Below are 22,232 nucleotides of genomic sequence, written 5' to 3'. Positions count from 1 at the left end.
AGGCATCCTCTTTAGACGGAGGATGCCTTTCTGACGAGAAACCTGGTTTTGCGAGAAATTTGCTATATAGGTAGGTGGGGTATGCTTCGGAGGAGTTTACGTCCGCCTTTGAAATCTGTGAATATACCACTAAATTCTAATAAGATTCATGGATTTCAACAGCGGCTGGAGAGGCATACCCCACTGGAGTATACTAGCAATATTTCAAGCTTTACAGGTTCCTCCACAATCTGAGCATCCTCTATTACAGAAGATACCTTTTGCTTCTACAGCTCGACTACCGCCTTAATGACACCCGTCTCAGGCTTCAGCCATGCCTCATAGGCACCGATCATCTCATCAAAGGAGGCACGATGCGTAATGAATGAATCCGTATCGATCTGACCGCTGCGAATGCTCTCAATGACATGCTCGAAATCAACTCGGTTGGCATTGCGGCTGCTAATAATGGACATTTCCCGTTTATGAAACTCAGGATCGCTGAATGCAATATCGCTTTTGACCAAGCCGACATAGATCAGCCTGCCACCGTGAGATACATACTGCAGCGCCCCCTCCATCGATTTGGCATTGCCCGTTGCATCAAGGACAACCGTCGGAAAATCGCCTCCGGTTATGGCTTCGATCTCTTTTACAGGGTCATTCTTAGCGTTCACAATGTAATCAGCCGGCGCCCACTCCTTGCAGTAGGTTAAGCGCTCCTCGTTAATATCCAGAGCGATAACCTTAGCCCCCGCCAGCTTGGCAAATTTCATGACACCAAGACCAATCGGGCCCGCTCCGATGACAAGTGCAAACTCTCCAGGCGTAATAGCTGCTCTTCGCACGGCATGAGCACCAATGCTGAAGCATTCCACGATTGCCGTTTGATCGAAGCTCAATCCATCGGTGTTAAGTAAATGATCGACGGGGACCGTCATATATTCCCGCATTCCACCATCCTCATGAACGCCCAGCACACTCATTTTCGTACAGCAGTTCGTTTTGCCGCTGCGGCAGGCAATACATGCACCGCACTCCATGTAAGGAATGATCGTAACACGATCTCCTGTTTTCAACCCTTGGCTATTTTCACCGATATCCATAATTTCTGCTGCCAGTTCATGACCTAGAATACGAGGGTACACGAAATACGGCTGATTCCCTCTGTACGCGTGCAAATCTGTTCCGCATATACCAACCCGGCGAATACGAAGCAATGCTTCTCCCTCACCTGCTGCTGGAATATCGAACTCCTTCATTTCAAAACGATTCGGTTCTTCGCAAACAATAGCTTTCATAGGGGATACGCCTCTTTTCGCTAAATGATTTTTTGAAGTCTTGCGAAACATGCCAGACGTGATCGATCGGCTCTTTGCCGCTCAGCAGCCTCACCGATCAGGTTGACGCCTTGTCCAAGGCTTTATGTACTGTTCGAATCCCTTTCTGCACATCGACATCTCTGAAAACGCTCTCGAGCGAGGATGCACCCATCCTATTCCTCCCTGCTCTATTGAATGCAATCTATAAATATGATATTTTTATGTTACCGATAACAATAAAATAACAGCTTGTTTTTCTTTCGTCAATCCATTTGTCGTTCTTGTCTCTCCTTTTTATGTAACTTGTTTTTGAAAGGATTTAAACCTGATGGTAACCATTTACGATATTGCAAAAAAAGCAAACGTATCCCCCATGACCGTATCGCGGGTTATTAACAATTCACCTTCGATCAGTGAAAAAACCCGCAAAAAAGTCGAGGAGATTATTCAAGAGCTGGACTATATCCCCAATAAGCAGGCACGGAGCCTAATATCGAAGGAAACGAAACTCGTCTCCCTTGTTATTTCAGATATATCCAACCCATTCTTCACTAATTTGGCTCGAGGAGCTGAGGACAAAGCACTTCAAGCAGGCTACCAGCTGCTGCTCGGTAATACGGATGAGCAGACAGACAAAGAGTCACGTTATATCGATCTGCTGCTCTCGACCAAAGTAGACGGCGTTCTGATCGCTCCGACTGGCGATCCATCGCTGGCCAATCTTCGCAAGCTCGCTAAGCGGAGAGTTCCATTCGTGTTCGTCGACAGGTATGTAGATGGCATAGCAGCCGACCTCGTTATGGGGGATAATGCAGAAACGACTCGTAAGCTCGTTGCACATCTTGTGGAGCAGGGGCATCGTCGGATTACGCTTATCAACGGCCCCGACACGGTATCCAATGCGCGTGAGAGACGACTTGCATTTACTGATGCGCTCACCTTGAACGGACTAGAGATGAGCCCTGAGCTGTTGATTGAAACTCATTTTCGCCAAGACAATTTCTCGGATATCGTTCGAACCTTGATAAACCTATCCCCTTCAGGGCGTCCCACCGCTATACTGGCCGCCAATAATTTCATCGGTGTCAATACGCTGCGTGCATTGCGGGAAATGAATCTGCGAGTTCCTGAGGATATCGCCGTAGCTTGCTTTGACGACCCGGAGCCGATTCCGGACTATAATCCTTTCTTGACTGTTGCGGCACAGCCCGCTTATGACATGGGCTATATGGGTATGCAAATGCTTATTGAACGGATTGAAGGTACAGCCCCTTCATCGAACCGCAAGGTGGTTCTTCCCTCACAGCTTATTGTTCGCAAATCGACTATGCGGAGCTAGCGGAAATGCCAAAAAAACGGTGCGAAGGATCGCACCGTTTTTCTATTAAATCCGTTCCACCGCAACGTTGGCAATAAGCCGCTCCACATCCGGATTGTTCACATAACCGGCTTTTTCCGTTAGCGCATTGGCCGAACCAACGGCAGTCGCATAAGCGATCCGCTTCTCAGCGGGCAGTTCCCGCGCCGTAGCGATAGCCATCCCTGCAACATAAGCATCGCCGCAGCCGACCGTGTTCACAACTTCGATAAGTGGGGCTTTGGCCCGAAACACAGCACCCTCAACGGAGGTCAATGAGCCCTGGGATCCAAGCGATACGGTAACTGTAGGAATCCCTTTGTTGTTCAGCGAGATTAGCTGTTCCTTCAAAGCTTGCTGAACATCAGCTATATCTTTGCTCATATCCAGCTCCGTTTGCGTTCCGAGCAGCTGAACGATTTCATCTTCATTTGGTTTTGTGAAATACGGAATGGCTTCTATACCGCTTCGAAGCGATGCGCCGCTTGTGTCTAGGAAAGCTAATGCACCGGCTTCCTTGACAATCGCGATCAACTCGGCATAAAAGCCATTGGGTACACCGCCAGGAAGGCTGCCGCTGAAACAAACAATCTTGGATTGCGCAGCCAACCGTTTCACAGTAACGACTAGCTGCTCCATAGCCTCTAGGGGGATCTCCGCTCCGCCTTCCAACACTTCTGTGGAGACGCCTGTTTCTTCATCAAGCATGTTCAGGCATAATCGGGATTCACCCTCGATCTGCACAAAATCATTGGAAATGCCCTGCTTTACCAAAGCATTGCGAATCCATTCTCCGTTGTAGCCGCCCAAAAAACCGGTAGCCGTCACAGGATAACCCAGTTGATGAATGACGCGTGCCACATTGATTCCTTTGCCACCCGGTTCCGCAAACATCCGACGTACTCTGGATACCCGTCCCAAAGGAAATGAAGACAAATAATAGGTTTTGTCAATCGCTGCATTCAGTGTGACCGTTGTTATCATAATGTTCCTCTCCTAGAAGTCCGACAGGCGAATGCCCGCTCAGCGGGTGAAATCCCTCCGGACCCCACTTACAAAGTTATCACATCAGGCTGGCTTCGATTAACGCCAATCCTGCGCTTTACCGATGCAGCCTACCATTCTCATCTTTTCAATCGCAGCGGCTTTCACTGCTTTTTTAGCAGGAATCATATATTTACGAGGATCGTTTTCGTCCGGATTTTGAGCGAACACGCTCTTGATCGCATCAGAGAACACAATACGAATCTCTGTGGCAATATTCATTTTGGCCATGCCGAGCGAAACGCTGCGCTTCACTTGCTCTTCAGGAATTCCGGAGCCTCCGTGAAGAACCAATGGCACAGGGACCTTTTGCGCAATGCGATGAATGCGGTCAAAATCGATCTTCGGCTCCCCTTTGTAAATACCATGTGCCGTACCGATCGCTGGTGCCAACGTTTGAACGCCTGTCAGCTCAACGAATCGAACGCACTCATCCGGGTCTGCCATCAAAGCCTCATGCTCCGCAACAACGATATCGTCTTCGACGCCACCGACTTTCCCTAGTTCCGCTTCAACGTTAATGCCAACCGCTTTGGCGATTTCCACAACGCGCAGTGTTTGTCTTACATTCTCTTCAAAAGGATGCATGGAAGCATCAATCATGACCGAGGTATAACCCGCGCGGATACATTGTACGAGCACTTCGAACTCCGTGCAGTGATCCAAATGCAGCGCGATTGGTACGCTGGATCGGTCAGCGGCCGCCTTGGCAGCAGCTGCAATGTAATCGGCCCCCAAGTGTTTCACGGTGCCAACAGTCGATTGCAAAATTAATGGAGACTGTGTCTCCTCAGCAGCTTCAACTACAGCCTGAAGCATTTCCAATGTATGAACGTTAAAGGCTCCCACAGCATAACCGTTTGCTCTGGCTGCTTCCAACAGCGGTGTAGACGATACTAATGGCATAAGATTGCCCTCCTATTAAATAATAACGACCTGCGTCAGGTTGCGCGGCTCATCTGGATTCACGTTGCGTTTCATAGCGGTGTAGAAGCCCAAATATTGAAGAGTTGGCAAGTATAGTACACTGCGCGCGTCATCGGAGATAGCCTCACCGCCGATTTCCACCACAGCATCCGCAAATGCCGTATCCTCACCCTGCTTAGCAGTCAACAGAAGGACGAATGCGCCGTAGGCTTTCATTTCTTCAGCTACCTTAAGCTCGTAAGAACGGGCTTTCTCTGAGACCATAACAACTACAAGCGTGCCCGGCTCCACAACGGACTTTGGACCATGGCGGAATTCCAGCGTGCCGTAAGCTTCTGTCCACACATAAGACATTTCTTTAATCTTCAAGCAAGCTTCCAATGCGATACCGTAGCTGGTTCCCATGCCAAGATATATAAATTTATCAAAAGAGTTCTCATTCAGCAGCTTTTGTACAAATGGATCCGCTTTTTGGACCAGAGCTGCATCCAGACCGATGACTTGCTCCATCTCACGGATCAGATTTTCCTTGCCGGATGCTTTAGCAATAGCCGCTTGCATCATGAACGTCATACTCATGAAGGATTTCGTCATAACGGTGCTAATTTCTTTCCCCAAAGGAGATAAGAGGCATTCTGCAATTTGTGCCATCTTGCTGTTCTCGTAGCACGTAATCCCCGCTACCGTAATGAATGAAAGGTCTTTGACCGACTCCAAAGCAAGAATCACTTCCGTCGATTCCCCTGAGCGGGATACGCCGATAACCAAATAATTGCGATGTGCCGGTGCCGTTTGTTCACGGAATAAGAACAGTTCGGAAGACGGGTAAGCCGTCGCGCTTTTGCCAAGCCAAGAACGGCAGGTAGAAGCCATTGATAAAGCTTGATAATAGGAAGAACCTGAACCGATAAAAATGATTTCATCAAACTTTGGATTAAGCAAATACTTATCGATCCAGTCCTGCTGCTTGCCCAGTTGATCCCACGCTGCTTGCAATGCTTCCGCTTGAGCACCTATTTCCGGATACGTATATTGACCGAAAGTTGTCATTTTATTACCCCTCTCATCTTAATAATGAAATATTAAATCATTTTTTTGATTTTTTCAATCATTTTATTTGTTTTATTTTTAAAACGCAAAAAAAATCACAACCTTATTCGTTGTGACTTTCAATCTCTGCAAGGAATGCAGCCATCGTATTAAGCGGCTTTGTTTATCTCTTTGTTGCTTTGAAAATCCTTATAGTTGCTCAAAAATATCCCTGTAAACACACAAAGACCTCCTACGAGCTTGTTTCCCCCCAATGGCTCGTGCAACCACAGAGCTCCCGTAAGAACACCAAAAACTGGCGCCAAAAATAAATAAGAGGAGGCCTTCCATGGCTCCATTTTTGAAAGCAAACTATACCATAGGCTGAATTGAATCAAGGAACCCGGGATAGCCAGCCATATAACGATACCGAAGCTCTCCCAACTCCAAACCGCCGTTATCGATTCGAAGCTCACGGATAGAATCAATAAAATCAGCCCACCGAATGACATTTGCAGCGCCGATAGCATCCACATATTCAGACCCACGGCCCATCGCTTTACAAGTAGAGTGGCACAAGCCCAGAAAACAGCCGAGCCAAATCCGATCCATGTTCCAGCATTATAGTGGTACTCTCCACTTAGCACTATGACAACGCCGATCAGCCCGATAAATACGCCAAGCCACTGCCGAGGCATATACCGTTCCTTTAACAAGAGGCTGGAAAATATAAGGACCAACAGCGGATTCGTAAAGGTAAGAATCGAGCTCTCTCCTGCGCTTATAAACTGCATGGAAATGAAAATGCACGCCATCACCCCAGCTGTTTGGAATGCTCCAATCACCACCGATTTCCATAGCATCTCCCGAGAAGGCCATTGTCTCATCTTTAATATGACAAGCAGAAACAATAAGAAGCCACCCAGCATAAAGCGAATGGAAGTTAAAAACAAAGGTGAGAAATAAGTTAGACCCATTTTTCCGATGACAAATGAGGAACCCATTAAAAATGTAGATGCGATAAGAAGCACAACCGGAACAATTCTCAAATGAAGCCACCCCCTCAAATAACCAGATTATGTATGATTACCAATTATTTTCACATAAAATGAATACACTAACAACAAAAAAGAGGCAGAGATTGGCTAAAAACTTGCTAGTCATGCATAATAGAAGAACAATTGACCCTTAGCAGGAGGCATTAATCTTGAGACTACTCCAATGGCTGCTGGCGCGCGCCCTTCTCATCTGTCTGTTATGCGCTGTGGGGTTCGGCTTGGTTGCTATGCTCATAAGCGAGCAAAGCATCTCGGCATTTGACCGAACCATCATATCGTTCATTCAAGGACTCGAATCACCGGTTCATACATCCATCATGAAAACGTTCAGCTTCATCGGAGCCGGAACTCCGGCGGCCATTCTAACCATCGTCATCTCTGTTTTTTTATACAAAGTGCTGGGACATCGCAGAGAATTATTCTTTTTCCTTGGCATCCTGCTAAGCTCCTGGCTGCTAAACGAACTACTGAAGCTGATGTTTCATCGAGCACGCCCTACGATCCATCGTATCGCGGAAGCGACAGGTTACAGCTTTCCGAGCGGTCACTCCATGGCTGCATTCACTCTCTACGGCGCGCTCTCCTTTCTCATCTGGCGGCATATTCCTACTAGATGGGGGAGGGTCCTATTACTGTTCTGCAGCGTTGTCATGATCGGAATGATAGGGATAAGCCGAATCTATTTGGGCGTACACTATCCTAGCGACGTTATAGGAGGCTATTTGGCTAGCGGATCGCTCCTTACCCTTTTTATCTGGTTGTTTCAACGGATTCAAGAACGCTCCGGCAAACGAACCCGTTAGATACCCAACATACAAATGAACATCTTGCCAGCGAGGTGGATAAGCCATGGCTTTTGGTATTGCACGACACGAATTAAACGAATGGAAGAAACAAGTGGCTCAAGGCCACATCGCATTTTTAACCCATTATTGGTACGAGCCCCGCTTCCCCGGAATCAAGACAGTGACGAAAGTTGGCTGCTCTAATTTGTCGCTTTTGCGGGATTGGTGCATAAAGAACGGGCTCAATCCGGATTATATTCATCATCGTGCCGAATATCCCCACTATGATTTAATTGGGAGCAAGCAAAAGGACATATTGGTTCAAGAACAGCTCTGGGAACACATCCGCCGTTTTGGAATATGAGTCCAAATCCTCAAATCTACAGCGGCAGCCTTCGGCCAAAAACAGCCTGAGCTGCCGCGTTTTATTCACCGATAACTCTTCCTCTATCCACTGCCATTTGTAATGGGAATAATCCCCTTTGTATTATTATATGAAGAAGCAAAAGGAGCCGGTACCTACACAGATTTAAGTACTAAAGCTGCTCTGGGTAAAAAATTCACTTATGAGATGTCTCTTTCAGGTGGCGTAGCGACCGTTAAAATCAATGGCTCGCAGGTATTTTCAAAACAACCAAGCTTTTCCGGAAAAACATTCTACTTCAAGACAGGCAATTACGATCAAACTGCAACATCTGGTTCAGTGAGCACTACACTCTATACCATTGTTGAGCTTTATTCCGTCAGCGTAGTACACAAGTAAACTATATAATGAACACATAACAACCAAAACCTCACGTGAAAACGTGGGGTTTTGGTTGTTAATGCTCCTCGATTACCTCAAATAGCCGCAGGAGCAATCCTACTCCAACTTGTTTAAGAACCCAGGTATTTCTAAGCCGAATTCGCACAGTGATTTTCTTGAGAAGTTATCCGAGTGATCCAAGTTATACAAAATGACAAGACCCTATGATGACTTTTAGGTCTGAATTTATTGAATGATCACGGATTCAGGTTAATATATATTGTTACAAAATAATGTTATGGAGGTATAGTGTATGAAGAGTATGTTTACAAGAGGTATGGGAACGATGAAACATTTTACCCTATTTGTGGTCTTTCTCCTCTGCATAGCGATGTTGATGCCCCTCACAGCCAGCGCAGCATATTACAACACCTACTCCGACGTCGCAACGCTCAACAATGCAAATGATTCTTACGCAGCACAGGGATTTGCCGTGGGATCTACCTATGTCTACTCTGTAAAAATTAACAGTGACAATACTAAGGCAGTCATTTACCGTACCAAAATGAGCGACGGAACGACTACGCTTATGACCAACGGGGATAATGGAACAACCTACGCTACCTACCTCGGCCATGCCAACGATGTGGTGCTCAGCACAATCGACGGAGATTATTATATGTTCGTCGTCACCATGAACGCCGGCAATATGAGTCTCGTTAAACTGAAATATGTAGGAACGACGTATTACAAAGTGGGTAGCTATACAATCAAATACGAGGGTGTAGACAAGTCAATGTCGGGTGTGAAAATTACAAGCAAAGACGCTAACAACCTATACTTTCTCTTCAAATCCGGACGAACCTTATACAAGGGTTCACTGCCGTTGGCCGCCAACAGCGGTACAATTAATGTAACTAATGGATTTTCCCTAAATATTGAAGATGCACTGGTCAACGGAAGTACCGTACCTAACATCACCTCTTATGCATTCCAAGGTTTCGGTTATTATAACGATACCCTATATGTTCCCCTGACATATAAAAACATCAGCATTGTACTTGTTTATCGTAATATATCTGCTGCCTCGGGTACAATAAATGCAGATGCTAATCTGTCATTCCGCATTACGTCCTCTGCATACCCTGACCTTTTTGAGATAGAGGGCGTTGGAATCGCCAACGGGGATAAACTCTGGTTCAACACCAATCGACGAACAGAACCGGGTGATACCGCTCACGACGGAGTGCACTATTTCAACAATTACAGCGCCTCCTGAATAATAAATAGCCTCTCGCTGATGGGGCAATGATTTCCACATCTATCAAACAATCGATAAGCAAGGTAAAAAAAAGCGTAACTACAGGTCGGGACTGCTCCTGTAGTTACGCTCTTTGATCATTTCGTCAGTGTACCAGGCGTGCGGTGAGGTGCAGACGTTCCGGCCCCCACCCTGCTCAACAGTAGGTAAGCCAGTACGGAAGTGACGCAGCCGAGAACGCCGACCATCAGGAAGCCATCCTCCAAGGATAGCCAATCTCCAGCAACTCCCATGAATAAGGGGCCTCCGAACATCCCGAAGCCGTAAATCGCCTGATAGAAGCCCATCGCCGTCGCCCGTTTTCCGGTATCCATATGCTTAATGCTCAAGGACATCAGCACAGGAGAAGTAAAGCCTCTTCCGAATCCGGCCAAAGCTTGCGTCAGCATAAGCACCCAGAGCGACGGAGTGAAAGGGATGGCCACAGTAAAAACCCCGCTGATGATAAAACCGACAATGATTGTGTTCCTCTCTCCCAGTTTTTGCGCCAGATGCCTTCCCCCGAACCAGGCGGCTAACGCGGTAGGGAACGTGGAACAGAAGGTCAGCAACCCCATATCCAGCTTAGTGGCTCCTAGCGACTGGGCGAACACTGGCGTGAAGCCGAACACAGTGGCGAAGGTCAGCACCTGAAAAAGAATGGATAAGAATGAAACGGTAAGTAGGGTCCGGTCCTTTGCAACCTCTAGAACACCCTCGAACGTAATTTTTTGTGCGTGCTTATCCACCTTTTCAACCAGATACAATGCGCCAATGAGCCCTACCGCCCCTACCGCCGCACCGATGAGAAACGAGGACTCCCACCCAAACCGGTCCGCGAACCATCCGCCGAGAAGAATGCCGAGCATCTGTCCTAACGAATTGTAAAAGGACAGTGTTCCCAGCGCTTGGGTAGTTTCTTCTTTCTTGTAGTAGCTTACGAACAAAATAGTGAAATCGACCCAGGTGGCTGCCGCCGCGCCCGCAAGCGCCCTCAGGATCAGAATCCAGGTGATCTCCTGCGTGATCAAAATGCCTAGTCCGGCCAATACGGAGAACAGCAGGCCGAACACGATAAACAATTTGCGCTTGTGATAGCGGTCGGAAAGCACACCTACGGGAATCCGCAACAGCATCTGGCTAAGCCCGTACATGCCAACAATAAAGCCTGCCATTTGGTGGGAAGCGCCTAGATATTCCACATACGAGGCCAAAATCGGAACGCACGTATACATGGAAAACCAGAATAGCAGGGTCACGGCGCAAAAAAGCGGGATTCGATAATTTGCCTTATCGTTAGCCAAAGTGATCACTCCGCCCTATGTTAATGATATATCCTACATCATATTAAATAATTGGGTAGAATTACAATAAGTGTCGTTAACTGCATTTAGTAACCCGGAGGTAAGTAATAAAACGTTCTTGAAAGCATTTCACTACAGTACAGGTAGATTTATTGACACTAAAATATAATTAGACTATTATCTAATTAGATTATAATCTAATTATAAGGAGGGCATTATGACGGAACAAATTACACTATCCAAAAACGAAAAGCTGAGGAAATCTGTGCTTCGAAATTTTTTCACCGAGCAAGGTAGCATAAAGCATCTTCCGTCACAATTGAAAAAAAGGTTAATAGTACTCGAGCATCTTGTAAACCTGCTTGATGCCCAAAAAAAGTACACAGAAAAAGAAATAAATGAATTCATTAAGCCACTGAATGAAGACTACGCTACAATACGTAGGGAACTTTTTATTCACAAATTTGTAAACCGAAGTAACGATATATACGAAGTGAATGAACCTAGAGATTGGCGAGATTGGAAAACTCTCAATTAGGAGCAAATTCGGTTTCTTATGTGAAGCATTGTTCCGCAGTTTTTAAAGCTGTGGTAAAGCGTGCAGATTTTGGGGGATGCAGCAAAAATGGCTGACTAAACAAGCTTGGCAACCTGATTAATAGCGATTTTAGACTTTACAGGATCTGCACGGCTGTGCTCTAATCAATGCTTCTCTTTAATCCATACACGGAGTGGTCCAACCGATGTCCATCCAGATAAGAGGGCTGCTGTGAGATCATAGCTTTGTTCATATCCTACCATCGGTAACCCAGGAAATTCAGTCGAAACTATTTTTGTAATATCTATCCACAGGCTTTCTATCGCATTATCTGCTGAAAAGACATTGGATATTCCGACTGCGTTGGCACCCAAGTTAGCAATAAATCCGGATATTTCACCATTGTGCTCGCGTATAAACATTTTTACATTTTTTTGTTGTAATAGATTTGATTTAATCACATTTTCCGTGCCATTGGCGAACGTCCATTGTAACAAATCTTTTTCCGTTGTTATCACACGCCACGAGGTATGAATAAGTTCTACATCAGTAACAGGCGCATGATAGATCCATTCAGCCTCCAATAGTATCTTGAATCCAAAAGATGACATGTCAAGATTTGCGTAACTGTCTTTTATACTAGTAATTTCTCTGGTTCCTATGAAGTCCTTTACATCTTCAATAGTGACATTTCTGTTTAACGTAATGATATCGGGGTAAAAAATTGGCGCTTTAGACAGCAAACCCCATACATGTCCTTTTGACGTTTGAGCAATTTCGTGTGTATCACATACAATTCCACACCAAATTATATTATTTAATACAGCAACGTCTACTTGCGATTTCAAAATGACTACCTCCTTTATTTTCCAGGTTGCTTTCCATCTGTTCTGCTCCCTGTCCATTGTTATTCGAAAATGAAAGATGCCGTTTTGACCCCACGATGCCTCAAAATTTCGTAGCATGCCACATATGTTTCTTTGGCTTTGTCGAATCCCACAGCGAGATGCGAGGTTAATTTATCGTTCATACTCTTAGGCGCTTTATATCTTGTCTAGGCGGAAAATCCCTCGTTCCGTCATTTTTAATAATTTGATTGTAATGCATATTAGTCTGATACATAAGTGGTAGTGAGAGGATTAGGCAAACATTTGGCACGAATGGGATAACGGTCGCTCTGTCATCTGGTGCATAATAAGGATGTGAAAGGGGGGATCAATACAATATATACTAACTCGTGCCGCTACACATATTATTGAAATACTGGAGGATCTTATATATGCAAAAAGCAATTTTGAACAATGGTGTTGAAATGCCTTTACTCGGTTTTGGTGTTTATCAGATTACAGATGCAAATGAATGTGAACAAAGCGTTTATGACTCTATTATGGCAGGATATCGGCTGATTGATACCGCTGCCTCTTATCTAAATGAAGAAGCCGTTGGCAGAGCGATCAAACGGAGCGGCGTGGCAAGAAAGGAATTATTTATCACTACGAAGCTTTGGGTTCAGGATACTGGTTACGAGAGCACAAAAAGAGCATTTGAAAAATCACTGGAAAGATTGCAATTGGAGTATTTGGATTTGTATTTAATTCATCAGCCCTTTGGCGATGTGTATGGCTCTTGGCGAGCTATGGAGGAATTGTATCGTGAAGGAAAGGTCCGTGCAATTGGTGTAAGTAACTTCCAGATGGATCGTCTCGTCGATTTGATTATTCATAATGAAGTAGTTCCTGCCGTAAACCAGGTTGAAACGCACCCTTTCAATCAGCAAATCGAAAGTGCAAAATTCATGAAAGAGAACAAAGTTCAGATTGAGTCCTGGGCCCCTTTTGCTGAAGGAAAAAATAACTTATTCCAGAATGAGGTATTGGTATCCATAGCTGAAAAGTATAAGAAATCCGTTGCTCAGGTGGTTTTACGTTGGTTAACCCAAAGAGAAGTCGTTGTGATTCCAAAGTCTGTTCGTAAAGAAAGAATTATCGAAAACTTCAATATCTTTGACTTTGAATTAAGCCAAGAGGATATGAATTCGATCACTACGTTAGATACGAAACAGAGCCTTTTCTTTTCACATCAAGATCCTGAAATGGTGAAATGGATCAGTAACCGTAAACTTGATATCTAACAATCGCTATTTAACCATTTGATGTTAAAAATAAGGAGCAGATGCACTTAAGCAATCTGCTCCTTTCATTCGACTCGTTATTATTAAATGAGGTGATCCAATAGTCTTATTTCCCTCTGATAAAAGTCATATAATTGATTAATAGAAGAACTTGATAAGATGTGACTGGCTCGTTCAATTTGCTCACGTTCCCAATCGAACCAACGCATCTCCTTTAACATTTCGATTTCTTTGTCTGAAAAGCGTTTCTTTATCTCTTTAGCAGGATTGCCGCCTACTATCGTATAGGGTGGGACATCTTTTGCAACAACCGATCCTGCCGCAACAATGGCGCCTTCACCTATTTTCACACCGGGCATAATCATTGCGTTCATACCAATCCAGGCATCACTTTCGATGATTGTATCCCCTTTTGGTTCGTAAGAGGTTTCAATCTGCTCCACAAACGGATACACAGTAATCCATTCAGGATGATGATTGTGGTTTCCACCCATTAATATAATGACACCACTTGCAATGCATACGTAATTTCCTATAATCAATTTATCTAAATGCCAACCATAGTCTTTGATGGGGTCAAATAACTTTTTTGATTTTTCATCTCCCCAAAGGTATCTAACGCATCCATCTTCAAAATCATGATTATCGTAATAACCAGAGTAGTAGGAGTAATCCCCTACCTCAATCATGGGGTTGGTGACAATATCCTTAAGATACTTAATTTCAGACCAGTGGTTAAACCGATGTTGTTTCATTCTTTTCCCTCGCTTCTAAGTAATATAATTTTCACTTAGAAGCTTAATGCAATAGCAACATTCTTAAACCGTTTCAAACGACGAACCATCGCCCTCATCCTTATCCAATTTGATGGGGACATTGTAACAAACGAATCATTTATTCGTCAAATGCTCAAAAAAGGACAAGCCGCCAATGTATGGCAGCTTTCATGTTAGAAGCAACATCAGAGCTCAATGATCTTTGTTGCAACATGTTCACAGAATTCCCTATCATGCTCGACAAAAAGAATGGTTGGTGAGTATTCTAGCAGCAACTCTTCAATTTGCATGCGAGAAATAATATCAATAAAATTAAGCGGCTCATCCCAAATATGCAAATGAGCAATCTCACTAAGACTTTTAGCAATCAATACCTTTTTCTTTTGTCCTGCACTAAACGATGAAATATCCTTCTCAAATTGACTTCTGGAAACATCAAGTTTTATTAATATCGATTTAAAAAGGCTTTCATCCAACCCACTGTTTGCAGCATAGTCTGATAAATTACCTTGAAGATGGGATGTATCCTGTGAGACATAGGATATTTTCAACTGGCTGTCCTTCCCGAAGGTACCTGTATAGTTAATATCCTCACCACAAATCAGTTTGATGATACTTGATTTTCCTGAACCGTTTTTACCGGAAAGAGCAATTCGCTCACCATGCTCTATCGTAAAAGTTACATCTTCACAAATGATTTTCTCACCGTAATAAATGGAAATCTGATCAAGTTCAGCAAGTTGATTTTTATGAAAATCAAGCTGTGAAATCTCTAAGTTGTCTGAGCTTTCGATATTTTTTAGGAGTTTAGACTTTTCATTAATAGCCGATTGCTGTCTTTGTTCAATAGCTTTAGAACGTTTCATCATTTTAGCAGCTTTGTGGCCAATATATCCTTTATCTACCTTAGAACCGGAATTTCTTGTTCCGTTTTTTGTTTTTTCCACTTCGTGTGACCAGTTGCCCGTCCTTTTAGCGGAATCTGACAAACGTTTAATGTCTTTTCTAAGTTTTTCGTTCTCTGCAAGCTCAAAGTGATCTTGCCTCAATTTATTTTCCCACCAACTTGAAAAATTACCTTTTTGTATTTCGATGTTGGTCTTATTAATTGAAAGTACGTGATCTACACAGTTATCAAGAAAAGATCTGTCGTGAGACACCAATATAAATCCGCTTTTAGACTTGAGATAATCACTGACCAGTTTTCTTGCATGTATGTCAAGATGATTGGTTGGTTCATCAATTAACAGGAAACTATTTTCTTTAATAAATAAAGTAGCCAGTAAAACTTTCGTTTGCTCTCCGTTAGACAATGAATCAAATGGCCGATATAAAACATCCTCAGAAACCTTTAATAATGAAAGCTCACGCACTAATTGCCAGTGAACATAGTCTGGAAATATGTCGTTGATGACATCAAGCGTATTTTTTTCTTTATTGTCTACAGGGAAAGGGAAATATTCAAAACCCACATGGGCAGAAATATTTCCACTGTATTCATATTTACCAAGCAACAAATTGAGAAATGTTGTCTTACCTCTACCGTTCCTTCCTGTAAATCCCAATTTCCAATCGGAATCGATTTGGAAATTTACATTTTCAAAAATGTTATCGTAACTTCCTTCATAGGCAAACGTCAGGTTTGTAACATTTATTAATGACATAAAATGATCCTCCTGTATGGAAAAAAATAAAAGCTACAAGAAAGTTACATTCTTGTAGCTCAAATAAATACAGTTAATCAACCCCGGTATGGAGTTAAATAAGGATATATTGTTTGAGTGAAGATAATGTAACTTTCTTGCATACAAAATAAAACACGCGAAAAATATCGCTTTACTGTTTTATCGTTAGCAAGAAATACTACATTATTCTTTCAACTCCAGTCATTAATTTATGAGAATTATATCATTCTGAGTATTAATTTTCAATAAATGGGTTTCTATTTGTATTTTCTACTCATAATCGAAAGAATGGCTTAGGGGAACTCCTTGTATGTTGGACACGCTCTAATTCTTCGGCAACGATGCGGATACCCTCTTCAATATCATGCTCATTGGCCCGAATGATGCTAAGACGCAGCAAGTTAAGCTTGGGGAAAGAGGAAAGGAATTGCTGACCAGTTGACAGTACATCAACTCCACGATTCTCCAATCGCTTGACCAAATTTTCGGTATGGGATTCCGGAATGCGTATTGCAGAGAAGAGCCCACCGCTAGATTGGATTGTATATAGGCATTCTTTGGGCAATAATCGCTGTGAAATTTCCCTTAGATGTTTCATTCGGTGATTGTACAAGGATTTCATTTGCTTCGCATGATGAGCATACATACCAGACTTCATATAAATCTCCAGGACACCTTGAGAAAGCACGGAGGTGCTAAGATCCGCCGTATGTTTATGCAATTGGAGTAAAGGAATCAATGAATCTGGTACTGCTGCCGCGGCAAGTCTTAATCCGGGAAGCATTACCTTGGAAAAGCTTCTGAGATAAATGACATGACTGGATCCATTATAAGCGCGAATAGGATCTGCTTTCCTGTTTATTTCCAGATCAGCAAGATAATCATCCTCAACCATGTAAACGTCATAAGCTTTGGCAAGTTCTGCTAGTCGCTGTTTGTCTTCCGGCGTGTAAGAAGTGCCTAGCGGATTATGGAAGCGCGGGATCGTATAAAAAAACTTTATCATATTACTTTGAAAATGACGCTCCAAAGCTATCCAGTCAATCCCGTTTGGAGTTCTTTCGATACCGATTACGGTTTGTTTTTGCGTCTTAAGCGCAGCAAGCATTCCCCAATAGGTTGGTTGCTCGACCAGAATGTTAGTTTTTCCGTTTGGAAAAGGCATCCCGGCTAGAAGATGAAGAGCTTGCTGAGCTCCTGAAAATATAAAAACTTGCTGTGCCGAAGCGAAGACTTGTTGCTGATGAAAAAGCTTCACGATCTCCTGGCGAAGGGAAAGCAACCCCTGTGGATCGGGATATGTGAAAATGGAAGCCTCAAATAATTCCATTGCTTTATTCAAGCATTGGCGAAAGTCGATTTGTGGTATGGATGCGGGATCGGGGGCTGCTGATGCAAAATCGATCCGTTTTGCTTGCAGCAAGGGATGGAGCGCTTCTTTGGCTACGACAAAATAACCACTCTTCGGGCGTGAATAAATCAGATATTCATTTTCGAGTTCCAGATAAACACTAATAATTGTGTTGAGGCTGCAATTAAATTTTTGGCTCTGCTTTCGGATGGAAGGTAGCTTTTGACTAGGCTTAATGAGACCATTGACTATGTCTGAGCGAATGATTTGCTTAATTGATTCCTTTTTATTTGTCATACAATACGCCTCCAACTAGAAGTAGGCCTTCTATTTCTGTACCCTTACAGATAGAGAAAAGGTCGATATACATAAAATTTTGTACCTATTATAATACAACACAACATACAAAAGTGTATTTATAAATTTCTCCGCACATTTGTTATCTCCATGTGTCGTCCATTTTTGTATAAAAGACACATTTGAGGTGATTGTATTGAACACAACAACAAGAGGCTGGATCAATGGTTTTCTAGGCGTGCTCATCTTCAGTGGCTCGCTACCAGCAACACGAATGGCTGTGATGGATTTGGATCCATTGTTTCTCACCGTATGCCGTGCCGCAATTGCTGGGGTTTTAGCAGGAGTGCTGCTCCTCATCTTCAAGCAACAACGGCCTGTCCGGAGCGACATCGTGCCGCTATTATTAATAGCATTCTGCGTGGTAGTCGGATTCCCGCTGCTGACAGCCTTGGCGCTTCAGTATGTCACATCTGCCCACGCAATTATCTACATAGGGCTTCTGCCGCTTTCTACTGCGATCTTCGGCGTTCTACGGGGGAGTGAACGCCCGCGGCCAACCTTTTGGATCTTATCAGCTCTAGGCAGCTCTCTTGTAGCAGGATTCGCCCTAACACAAGGGGCTGCATCTTCGCCAATAGGTGAAGGGTTAATGCTAGCTTCTATTATAGTGTGCGGTTACGGTTATGCAGAAGGGGCACGACTCTCACGGAGGCTAGGGGGCTGGCAAGTAATCTCTTGGGCGCTCGTTATGTCTCTTCCCGTTATGTCACTGCTCTCGTTATATTACATGCCAGTTTCGTGGGCTAGTATCAGTGGCTCGGCACTCTTGAGCCTTGCTTACGTCTCCCTGTTCAGCATGCTCATCGGCTTTGTGTTCTGGTATCGTGGCCTTGCCCAGGGAGGTATAGCAGCGGTCGGGCAGTTACAACTCCTCCAGCCTTTCTTTGGCCTGTTACTTTCAGCTCTTGTTCTGCACGAGTCCATTTGTTGGCCTATCTTTATTGTAAATATTGGTGTCATACTGTGTGTGGCGATCGCACGGCGATTTGCAGTTCCAGCGGCTTCATCATAATCGTGGATTCAAGTTTTTTCATTCCATCGACAGACTATAAATATTTTTTATTGACTTAAACCATGGTTTAAGTCGTATCATAATCCTGTCGACATGAAAATTGAGATTCGGAGGCCTCCAGATGAAGTATTGTTCAATTAGCGAAGCTTCAGCCAAATTCAATATTCCAGAATCAACGTTACGTTACTATGAAAAAAAGGACTACTACCACTAATTGAGCGTGACGAAGCTGGCAGACGGTTATTTTCAGAAGATCAAATTGCGCTCCTTGAAACGGTTATTTGTTTAAAAAACACGCACATGCCAATAAGTAGCATCAAGCAATATATGGATTGGATAGTAGAAGGAGATAGCACCGTCCCACTCCGACTTGAAATGATGAAGAATCACAAGCAGGCTGTGCTATCTGAAATTTCGTTGATGACAGAAGCTTTAAAAGGAATAGACGTAAAAATTACACGTTATATCAAACGTATTCAGGAAAGAAAAGAGGAAAGACAAGATAATAAAAATTATGGAGAAGAGGAACTATAATGAAACTTTCAGGAAATACAATACTTATTACGGGCGGAAGTTCTGGAATAGGATTAGCTTTTGCAGAGCGCTTTATCAAAGCTGGGAATCAAGTCATTATTATTGGACGACGTGAAAATGTACTTCAAAATGCGAAAGAAAAATTCCCTAGCCTTATTACTCGTGTAAGTGATTTGGATATTGAATCCGAGCGCGCAGCATTGTTTGATTGGGTAACAGCGAACTATCCCGATGTGAATGTGTTAGTTAATAATGCAGGAATCCAACAACGCTTTAATGTATTAAAAGCAGATGCGAAGAACAATTGGAGTTATTTCAATAAAGAAATCACAACCAACATAGAAGCACCTTTTCATCTCTCTATGCTGTTCGCTCCATTTTTTGCGACAAAAGAAGAGGCGACTATCATTAACGTGACATCGGGGTTAGCTTTTACACCATTTGCGATTGCTCCGATTTATTCAGCAACCAAAGCGGCGCTTCATTCCTTTACAATGAGTCTAAGATACCAACTCTCTGAAACATCTGTAGAAGTCGTTGAAGTTGCTCCTCCGGCAGTGAATACGGATTTAGGCGGAGCAGGGTTGCATATTCAGGGAGAACCATTAGATGCTTTCGCAGATGGCATTTTCAGAGGATTAGAAGAGGGTGACAAGGAAATTGGATATGGCACTTCTGTGAATCGTTTACGCATGTCACGAGATGATATCGACAAATACGCGGAAAATATGTATAAGGCCACGAAAAACACTATTGAATAACTACCCTTACGAAAAAGGTGCATATAAAAATGCAAAAACTCGCCATCATGTTGGCGAGTTTTCTTTATTGAAGTCTTTAACCTGTAGTTTTTTCCGTTAGTTGAAGAAGTCCATTCTTGCTCTCGAATAACTTATTTTCAGATATGTATCAGCAATGTCCAATTCTACATACCTCAGATAGTGCATTTCTCGCTCCTCAAGCCGCTGTTTATCTTTTCGAAGCCGTTTGGCAACCGATTAATTTTTGATCACTGTCAGCATGTAAGGCATATCCGGATTCCAGCGAATTTCTCCACCCAATTGCTCGACAAGGAAACGAACCGGTACAAAATAGGCACCATGGATAAGCTGTGCCTCATGCCCCATCTCGACCTGTTGGTTGTTGACAAGAGCCGTCGAACTATCCTGCGTAAAGCGGATTTCCTTCTTGCCTGTTTTGACCACGACGCTATTGCTCGCGCTGTCCCATTCCGATTGATAGCCAAGCTGCTCACTTATTTCACGCACCTGTCCATAAGTTACATCGCCAGAGGTAAAGCCGTAGCTCGGGAAATAATCGGAATCTTCCATTGCTGTTACCATATCATCGAACTCGGTCTTAGTCATCAACCACAGGTCGAATTGCTTGCGCGTCACTTTCAAATCACGCTTCAAAAACGTATACAAAGCGGAGCTTTCATCCACCTGCTCCATGACCGCTTCCGGAGTATCGAGCTGCGCAATATCTACTGCATCCTTTGAAGCTAGCGGCACAGGCTGAACCGAGCCATTCATATTCCAACGCTCCATCTGGAACTGCATTTTACCGCCTTTAAGCCCGCCGATCTCATCTTTGAATTGAATGTTCAAGCTGGTTTTTCTTACAAATTGCTGCGGGTCGACGAACAAATCGAAATGAACTTGCGTATTCGGAGAAAAATGAATCTCTTGCTGCTTTGTTGTTACGATAGAAGACAGCGTTGCGAGCAGAAACTTCTCCACTCCGTAAATGCCTTCGACTGACACTTCTTTATCGGTAAACCATTCCTGGTACCTGCCCCCGACCCATTCCTCATTCTTGAGGTATTCGAACAAGCTGTCCGCCATCTCCCGCAGCCCTTTGTCATCCAATGTTAACGAGCGTAAGTATTTCTTCAGCAGCTCCGGCATCTGAGCACTCGTCACATTGAAAGCCAAGGTTGTCCCTGTCGCTTGATTGCCATGAACGTCGACCACCTGGTTGCGCTGTATAGACAAGGTATCTGTATTCGGCAGGTTGCGGACCAGCAGTTGGAGCCCCTTCTTCGTCAAATCACGTTCCCGCTCGCTGCCCGCATCGGACAACGCCGTCGAAGCCCTGCCCAGTTGCAGCCATTCATTCGAGCGATAGGGCAGCTCATCGGACAGCGCTCCAAGCTTCAGTGTAATTGGATGTCGGGCACCCTCCACTTGAACTACCACCTTATCCCCTTCCACCGAATATTCGAAAGGGATTTGAAGCTTTGCCTTGGTCAGCAAGCCTTTACCAGAAACGACTCCTGACTTCTTATTAGCCTTAAACTCGTTAATGTGAAGCTCCAGACCGTTCAGCAGCTCGTAGGCTTCCAAATAGGGCCTCGGATAGCGAATCCCGAGCTCATCCGTTGTGCTAAACTTATCAGAGTCGATATCAAATTCAAACTTCAGCGATGTTGACCCTTCATAAGAAGCAAGCTCCGCTTCCTGCTCAAACAACTTCACCGGGTCTAATCCGTCGACCGGCTGACAGCCTGCCAGCACGAGCAGCGCGATCAACAACGCTACTATTCCCCTCTTGTTCCAACCATACATCAATGTTATCCCCCTTTTCATCTATGATCTCTCTTACTATAAATGGAAGATATTGCTTCTAGCAAGTAGTTTATGAGATTCATAGAGTTCCAAACAAAAGCCCTCCCCGTTCGATGAGCAAGGCGCTGTCCACCGTCTCCGTTCTCCTAACATCATCTTCTGAGCCTTGCTGAACCAGTATCTGAACATTGTCATTAATCCGTTAATCTCACATCAAGCCAAGAAGAGCAATGATGAGTATAAAGTCAACCTCTCACTGTTTTGAACCCTTGCCATTTACAATTACGGAACACTTCTCCCAGTTCAGGTCTTCGATGTTTAATTTCTCCGCCTCTCCAACCCGGCAGCCGGTACGGTAGAGAAACTCTAGAAAAGCCCTTCCCCTCAGGGACTGGCAATCTCCCTCGATTACCAGTACATCTCGT

General features: G+C 44.0%; 22 protein-coding genes and 1 pseudogene. 11 read left to right on the top strand and 12 right to left on the bottom strand.

Annotated features, from left to right (window positions below):
- Positions 1-266 precede the first annotated feature (266 nt).
- A complete protein-coding gene (locus QMA13_RS08830; RefSeq protein WP_282940959.1) occupies positions 267-1,280 on the bottom strand; it encodes a zinc-binding alcohol dehydrogenase family protein in 1,014 nt (337 codons plus the stop codon).
- 349 nt (positions 1,281-1,629) lie between these two features.
- Between QMA13_RS08830 and QMA13_RS08825 the strand changes: the two genes are divergently transcribed.
- The gene (locus tag QMA13_RS08825; RefSeq protein WP_282940958.1) at positions 1,630-2,640 is read left to right on the top strand and encodes a LacI family DNA-binding transcriptional regulator; all 1,011 of its coding nucleotides are present in this window, start codon (positions 1,630-1,632) and stop codon (positions 2,638-2,640) included.
- A 45-nt stretch (positions 2,641-2,685) separates the two neighbouring features.
- Here QMA13_RS08825 and QMA13_RS08820 read toward each other — a convergent pair whose 3' ends face one another.
- The 4 genes from QMA13_RS08820 to QMA13_RS08805 all read right to left on the bottom strand — a co-directional run bounded on the left by QMA13_RS08820 (position 2,686) and on the right by QMA13_RS08805 (position 6,707).
- Complete coding sequence (locus QMA13_RS08820; protein WP_282940957.1) at positions 2,686-3,642, bottom strand: 1-phosphofructokinase family hexose kinase; 957 nt, start codon at positions 3,640-3,642, stop codon at positions 2,686-2,688.
- Between the two features lie 99 nt (positions 3,643-3,741).
- Positions 3,742-4,608, bottom strand: a complete 867-nt coding sequence (fba, locus tag QMA13_RS08815; protein ID WP_282940956.1) for a class II fructose-1,6-bisphosphate aldolase — start codon at positions 4,606-4,608, stop codon at positions 3,742-3,744.
- 15 nt (positions 4,609-4,623) lie between these two features.
- Entirely contained in the window at positions 4,624-5,679 is a 1,056-nt protein-coding gene (locus QMA13_RS08810; protein WP_282940955.1) for an SIS domain-containing protein, read from the bottom strand.
- 149 nt (positions 5,680-5,828) lie between these two features.
- Positions 5,829-6,707: a DMT family transporter gene (locus QMA13_RS08805; RefSeq protein ID WP_282940954.1), complete on the bottom strand. Its 879-nt coding sequence runs from the start codon at positions 6,705-6,707 to the stop codon at positions 5,829-5,831.
- 158 nt (positions 6,708-6,865) lie between these two features.
- Here QMA13_RS08805 and QMA13_RS08800 point away from each other — a divergent pair, with 158 nt between their 5' ends.
- From QMA13_RS08800 to QMA13_RS08785, 4 genes are all read left to right on the top strand, one after another.
- Positions 6,866-7,519, top strand: coding sequence for a phosphatase PAP2 family protein (locus QMA13_RS08800; protein WP_282940953.1), 654 nt, complete (start codon positions 6,866-6,868; stop codon positions 7,517-7,519).
- A 46-nt stretch (positions 7,520-7,565) separates the two neighbouring features.
- A complete protein-coding gene (locus QMA13_RS08795; RefSeq protein ID WP_282940952.1) occupies positions 7,566-7,865 on the top strand; it encodes a hypothetical protein in 300 nt (99 codons plus the stop codon).
- A 102-nt stretch (positions 7,866-7,967) separates the two neighbouring features.
- Entirely contained in the window at positions 7,968-8,264 is a 297-nt protein-coding gene (locus QMA13_RS08790; protein ID WP_282940951.1) for a polysaccharide lyase family 7 protein, read from the top strand.
- A 295-nt stretch (positions 8,265-8,559) separates the two neighbouring features.
- Positions 8,560-9,525 carry a hypothetical protein gene (locus tag QMA13_RS08785; RefSeq protein ID WP_282940949.1) on the top strand — a complete coding sequence of 322 codons (966 nt, stop codon included), beginning with the start codon at positions 8,560-8,562 and terminating at the stop codon, positions 9,523-9,525.
- 119 nt (positions 9,526-9,644) lie between these two features.
- On the opposite strand, the gene QMA13_RS08780 is transcribed toward QMA13_RS08785, so the two are convergent.
- Positions 9,645-10,850 (bottom strand): MFS transporter, encoded by a 1,206-nt coding sequence (locus QMA13_RS08780; RefSeq protein ID WP_282940947.1) that lies wholly within the window; start codon positions 10,848-10,850, stop codon positions 9,645-9,647.
- 217 nt (positions 10,851-11,067) lie between these two features.
- Between QMA13_RS08780 and QMA13_RS08775 the strand changes: the two genes are divergently transcribed.
- On the top strand, positions 11,068-11,388 hold the full coding sequence (locus tag QMA13_RS08775) for a DUF2087 domain-containing protein (RefSeq protein WP_282940945.1): 321 nt from the start codon (positions 11,068-11,070) through the stop codon (positions 11,386-11,388).
- Positions 11,389-11,552: 164 nt separating this feature from the next.
- On the opposite strand, the gene QMA13_RS08770 is transcribed toward QMA13_RS08775, so the two are convergent.
- Positions 11,553-12,236, bottom strand: coding sequence for a hypothetical protein (locus tag QMA13_RS08770; protein ID WP_282940943.1), 684 nt, complete (start codon positions 12,234-12,236; stop codon positions 11,553-11,555).
- 431 nt (positions 12,237-12,667) lie between these two features.
- On the opposite strand from QMA13_RS08770, the gene QMA13_RS08765 reads away from it, so the two are divergent.
- Entirely contained in the window at positions 12,668-13,519 is an 852-nt protein-coding gene (locus tag QMA13_RS08765) for an aldo/keto reductase (RefSeq protein ID WP_282940941.1), read from the top strand.
- 83 nt (positions 13,520-13,602) lie between these two features.
- On the opposite strand, the gene QMA13_RS08760 is transcribed toward QMA13_RS08765, so the two are convergent.
- The 3 genes from QMA13_RS08760 to QMA13_RS08750 all read right to left on the bottom strand — a co-directional run bounded on the left by QMA13_RS08760 (position 13,603) and on the right by QMA13_RS08750 (position 17,628).
- On the bottom strand, positions 13,603-14,274 hold the full coding sequence (locus QMA13_RS08760) for a CatB-related O-acetyltransferase (protein WP_282940939.1): 672 nt from the start codon (positions 14,272-14,274) through the stop codon (positions 13,603-13,605).
- Between the two features lie 206 nt (positions 14,275-14,480).
- The gene (locus tag QMA13_RS08755) at positions 14,481-15,959 is read right to left on the bottom strand and encodes an Lsa family ABC-F type ribosomal protection protein (protein WP_282940938.1); all 1,479 of its coding nucleotides are present in this window, start codon (positions 15,957-15,959) and stop codon (positions 14,481-14,483) included.
- Between the two features lie 295 nt (positions 15,960-16,254).
- Positions 16,255-17,628 carry an aminotransferase-like domain-containing protein gene (locus QMA13_RS08750; RefSeq protein ID WP_282940937.1) on the bottom strand — a complete coding sequence of 458 codons (1,374 nt, stop codon included), beginning with the start codon at positions 17,626-17,628 and terminating at the stop codon, positions 16,255-16,257.
- A gap of 196 nt (positions 17,629-17,824) precedes the next feature.
- Here QMA13_RS08750 and QMA13_RS08745 point away from each other — a divergent pair, with 196 nt between their 5' ends.
- The 4 genes and pseudogenes from QMA13_RS08745 to QMA13_RS08730 all read left to right on the top strand — a co-directional run bounded on the left by QMA13_RS08745 (position 17,825) and on the right by QMA13_RS08730 (position 19,998).
- Complete coding sequence (locus QMA13_RS08745; RefSeq protein ID WP_282940935.1) at positions 17,825-18,703, top strand: DMT family transporter; 879 nt, start codon at positions 17,825-17,827, stop codon at positions 18,701-18,703.
- Between the two features lie 121 nt (positions 18,704-18,824).
- A pseudogene (locus QMA13_RS36565) lies at positions 18,825-18,976 on the top strand (MerR family DNA-binding transcriptional regulator); the annotation flags it as partial.
- A gap of 54 nt (positions 18,977-19,030) precedes the next feature.
- Positions 19,031-19,237: a hypothetical protein gene (locus QMA13_RS08735; RefSeq protein WP_282940931.1), complete on the top strand. Its 207-nt coding sequence runs from the start codon at positions 19,031-19,033 to the stop codon at positions 19,235-19,237.
- Entirely contained in the window at positions 19,237-19,998 is a 762-nt protein-coding gene (locus tag QMA13_RS08730; RefSeq protein ID WP_282940929.1) for an SDR family oxidoreductase, read from the top strand. The genes QMA13_RS08735 and QMA13_RS08730 overlap by 1 nt, the downstream gene beginning before the upstream one ends.
- Before the next feature lie 237 nt (positions 19,999-20,235).
- Here the strand turns inward: QMA13_RS08730 and QMA13_RS08725 are convergent, their stop codons facing one another.
- Positions 20,236-21,807, bottom strand: a complete 1,572-nt coding sequence (locus QMA13_RS08725) for a copper amine oxidase N-terminal domain-containing protein (RefSeq protein WP_282940928.1) — start codon at positions 21,805-21,807, stop codon at positions 20,236-20,238.
- 253 nt (positions 21,808-22,060) lie between these two features.
- Entirely contained in the window at positions 22,061-22,216 is a 156-nt protein-coding gene (locus QMA13_RS08720; RefSeq protein WP_282943346.1) for a tyrosine-type recombinase/integrase, read from the bottom strand.
- Positions 22,217-22,232: the final 16 nt, after the last annotated feature.

Source organism: Paenibacillus sp. RC67 (genome assembly GCF_030020805.1).
Taxonomy (GTDB): Bacteria; Bacillota; Bacilli; order Paenibacillales; family NBRC-103111; genus Paenibacillus_S.
Note: the sequence above shows the minus strand (reverse complement) of the source record. Positions and strands in the feature narration are given on the sequence as shown.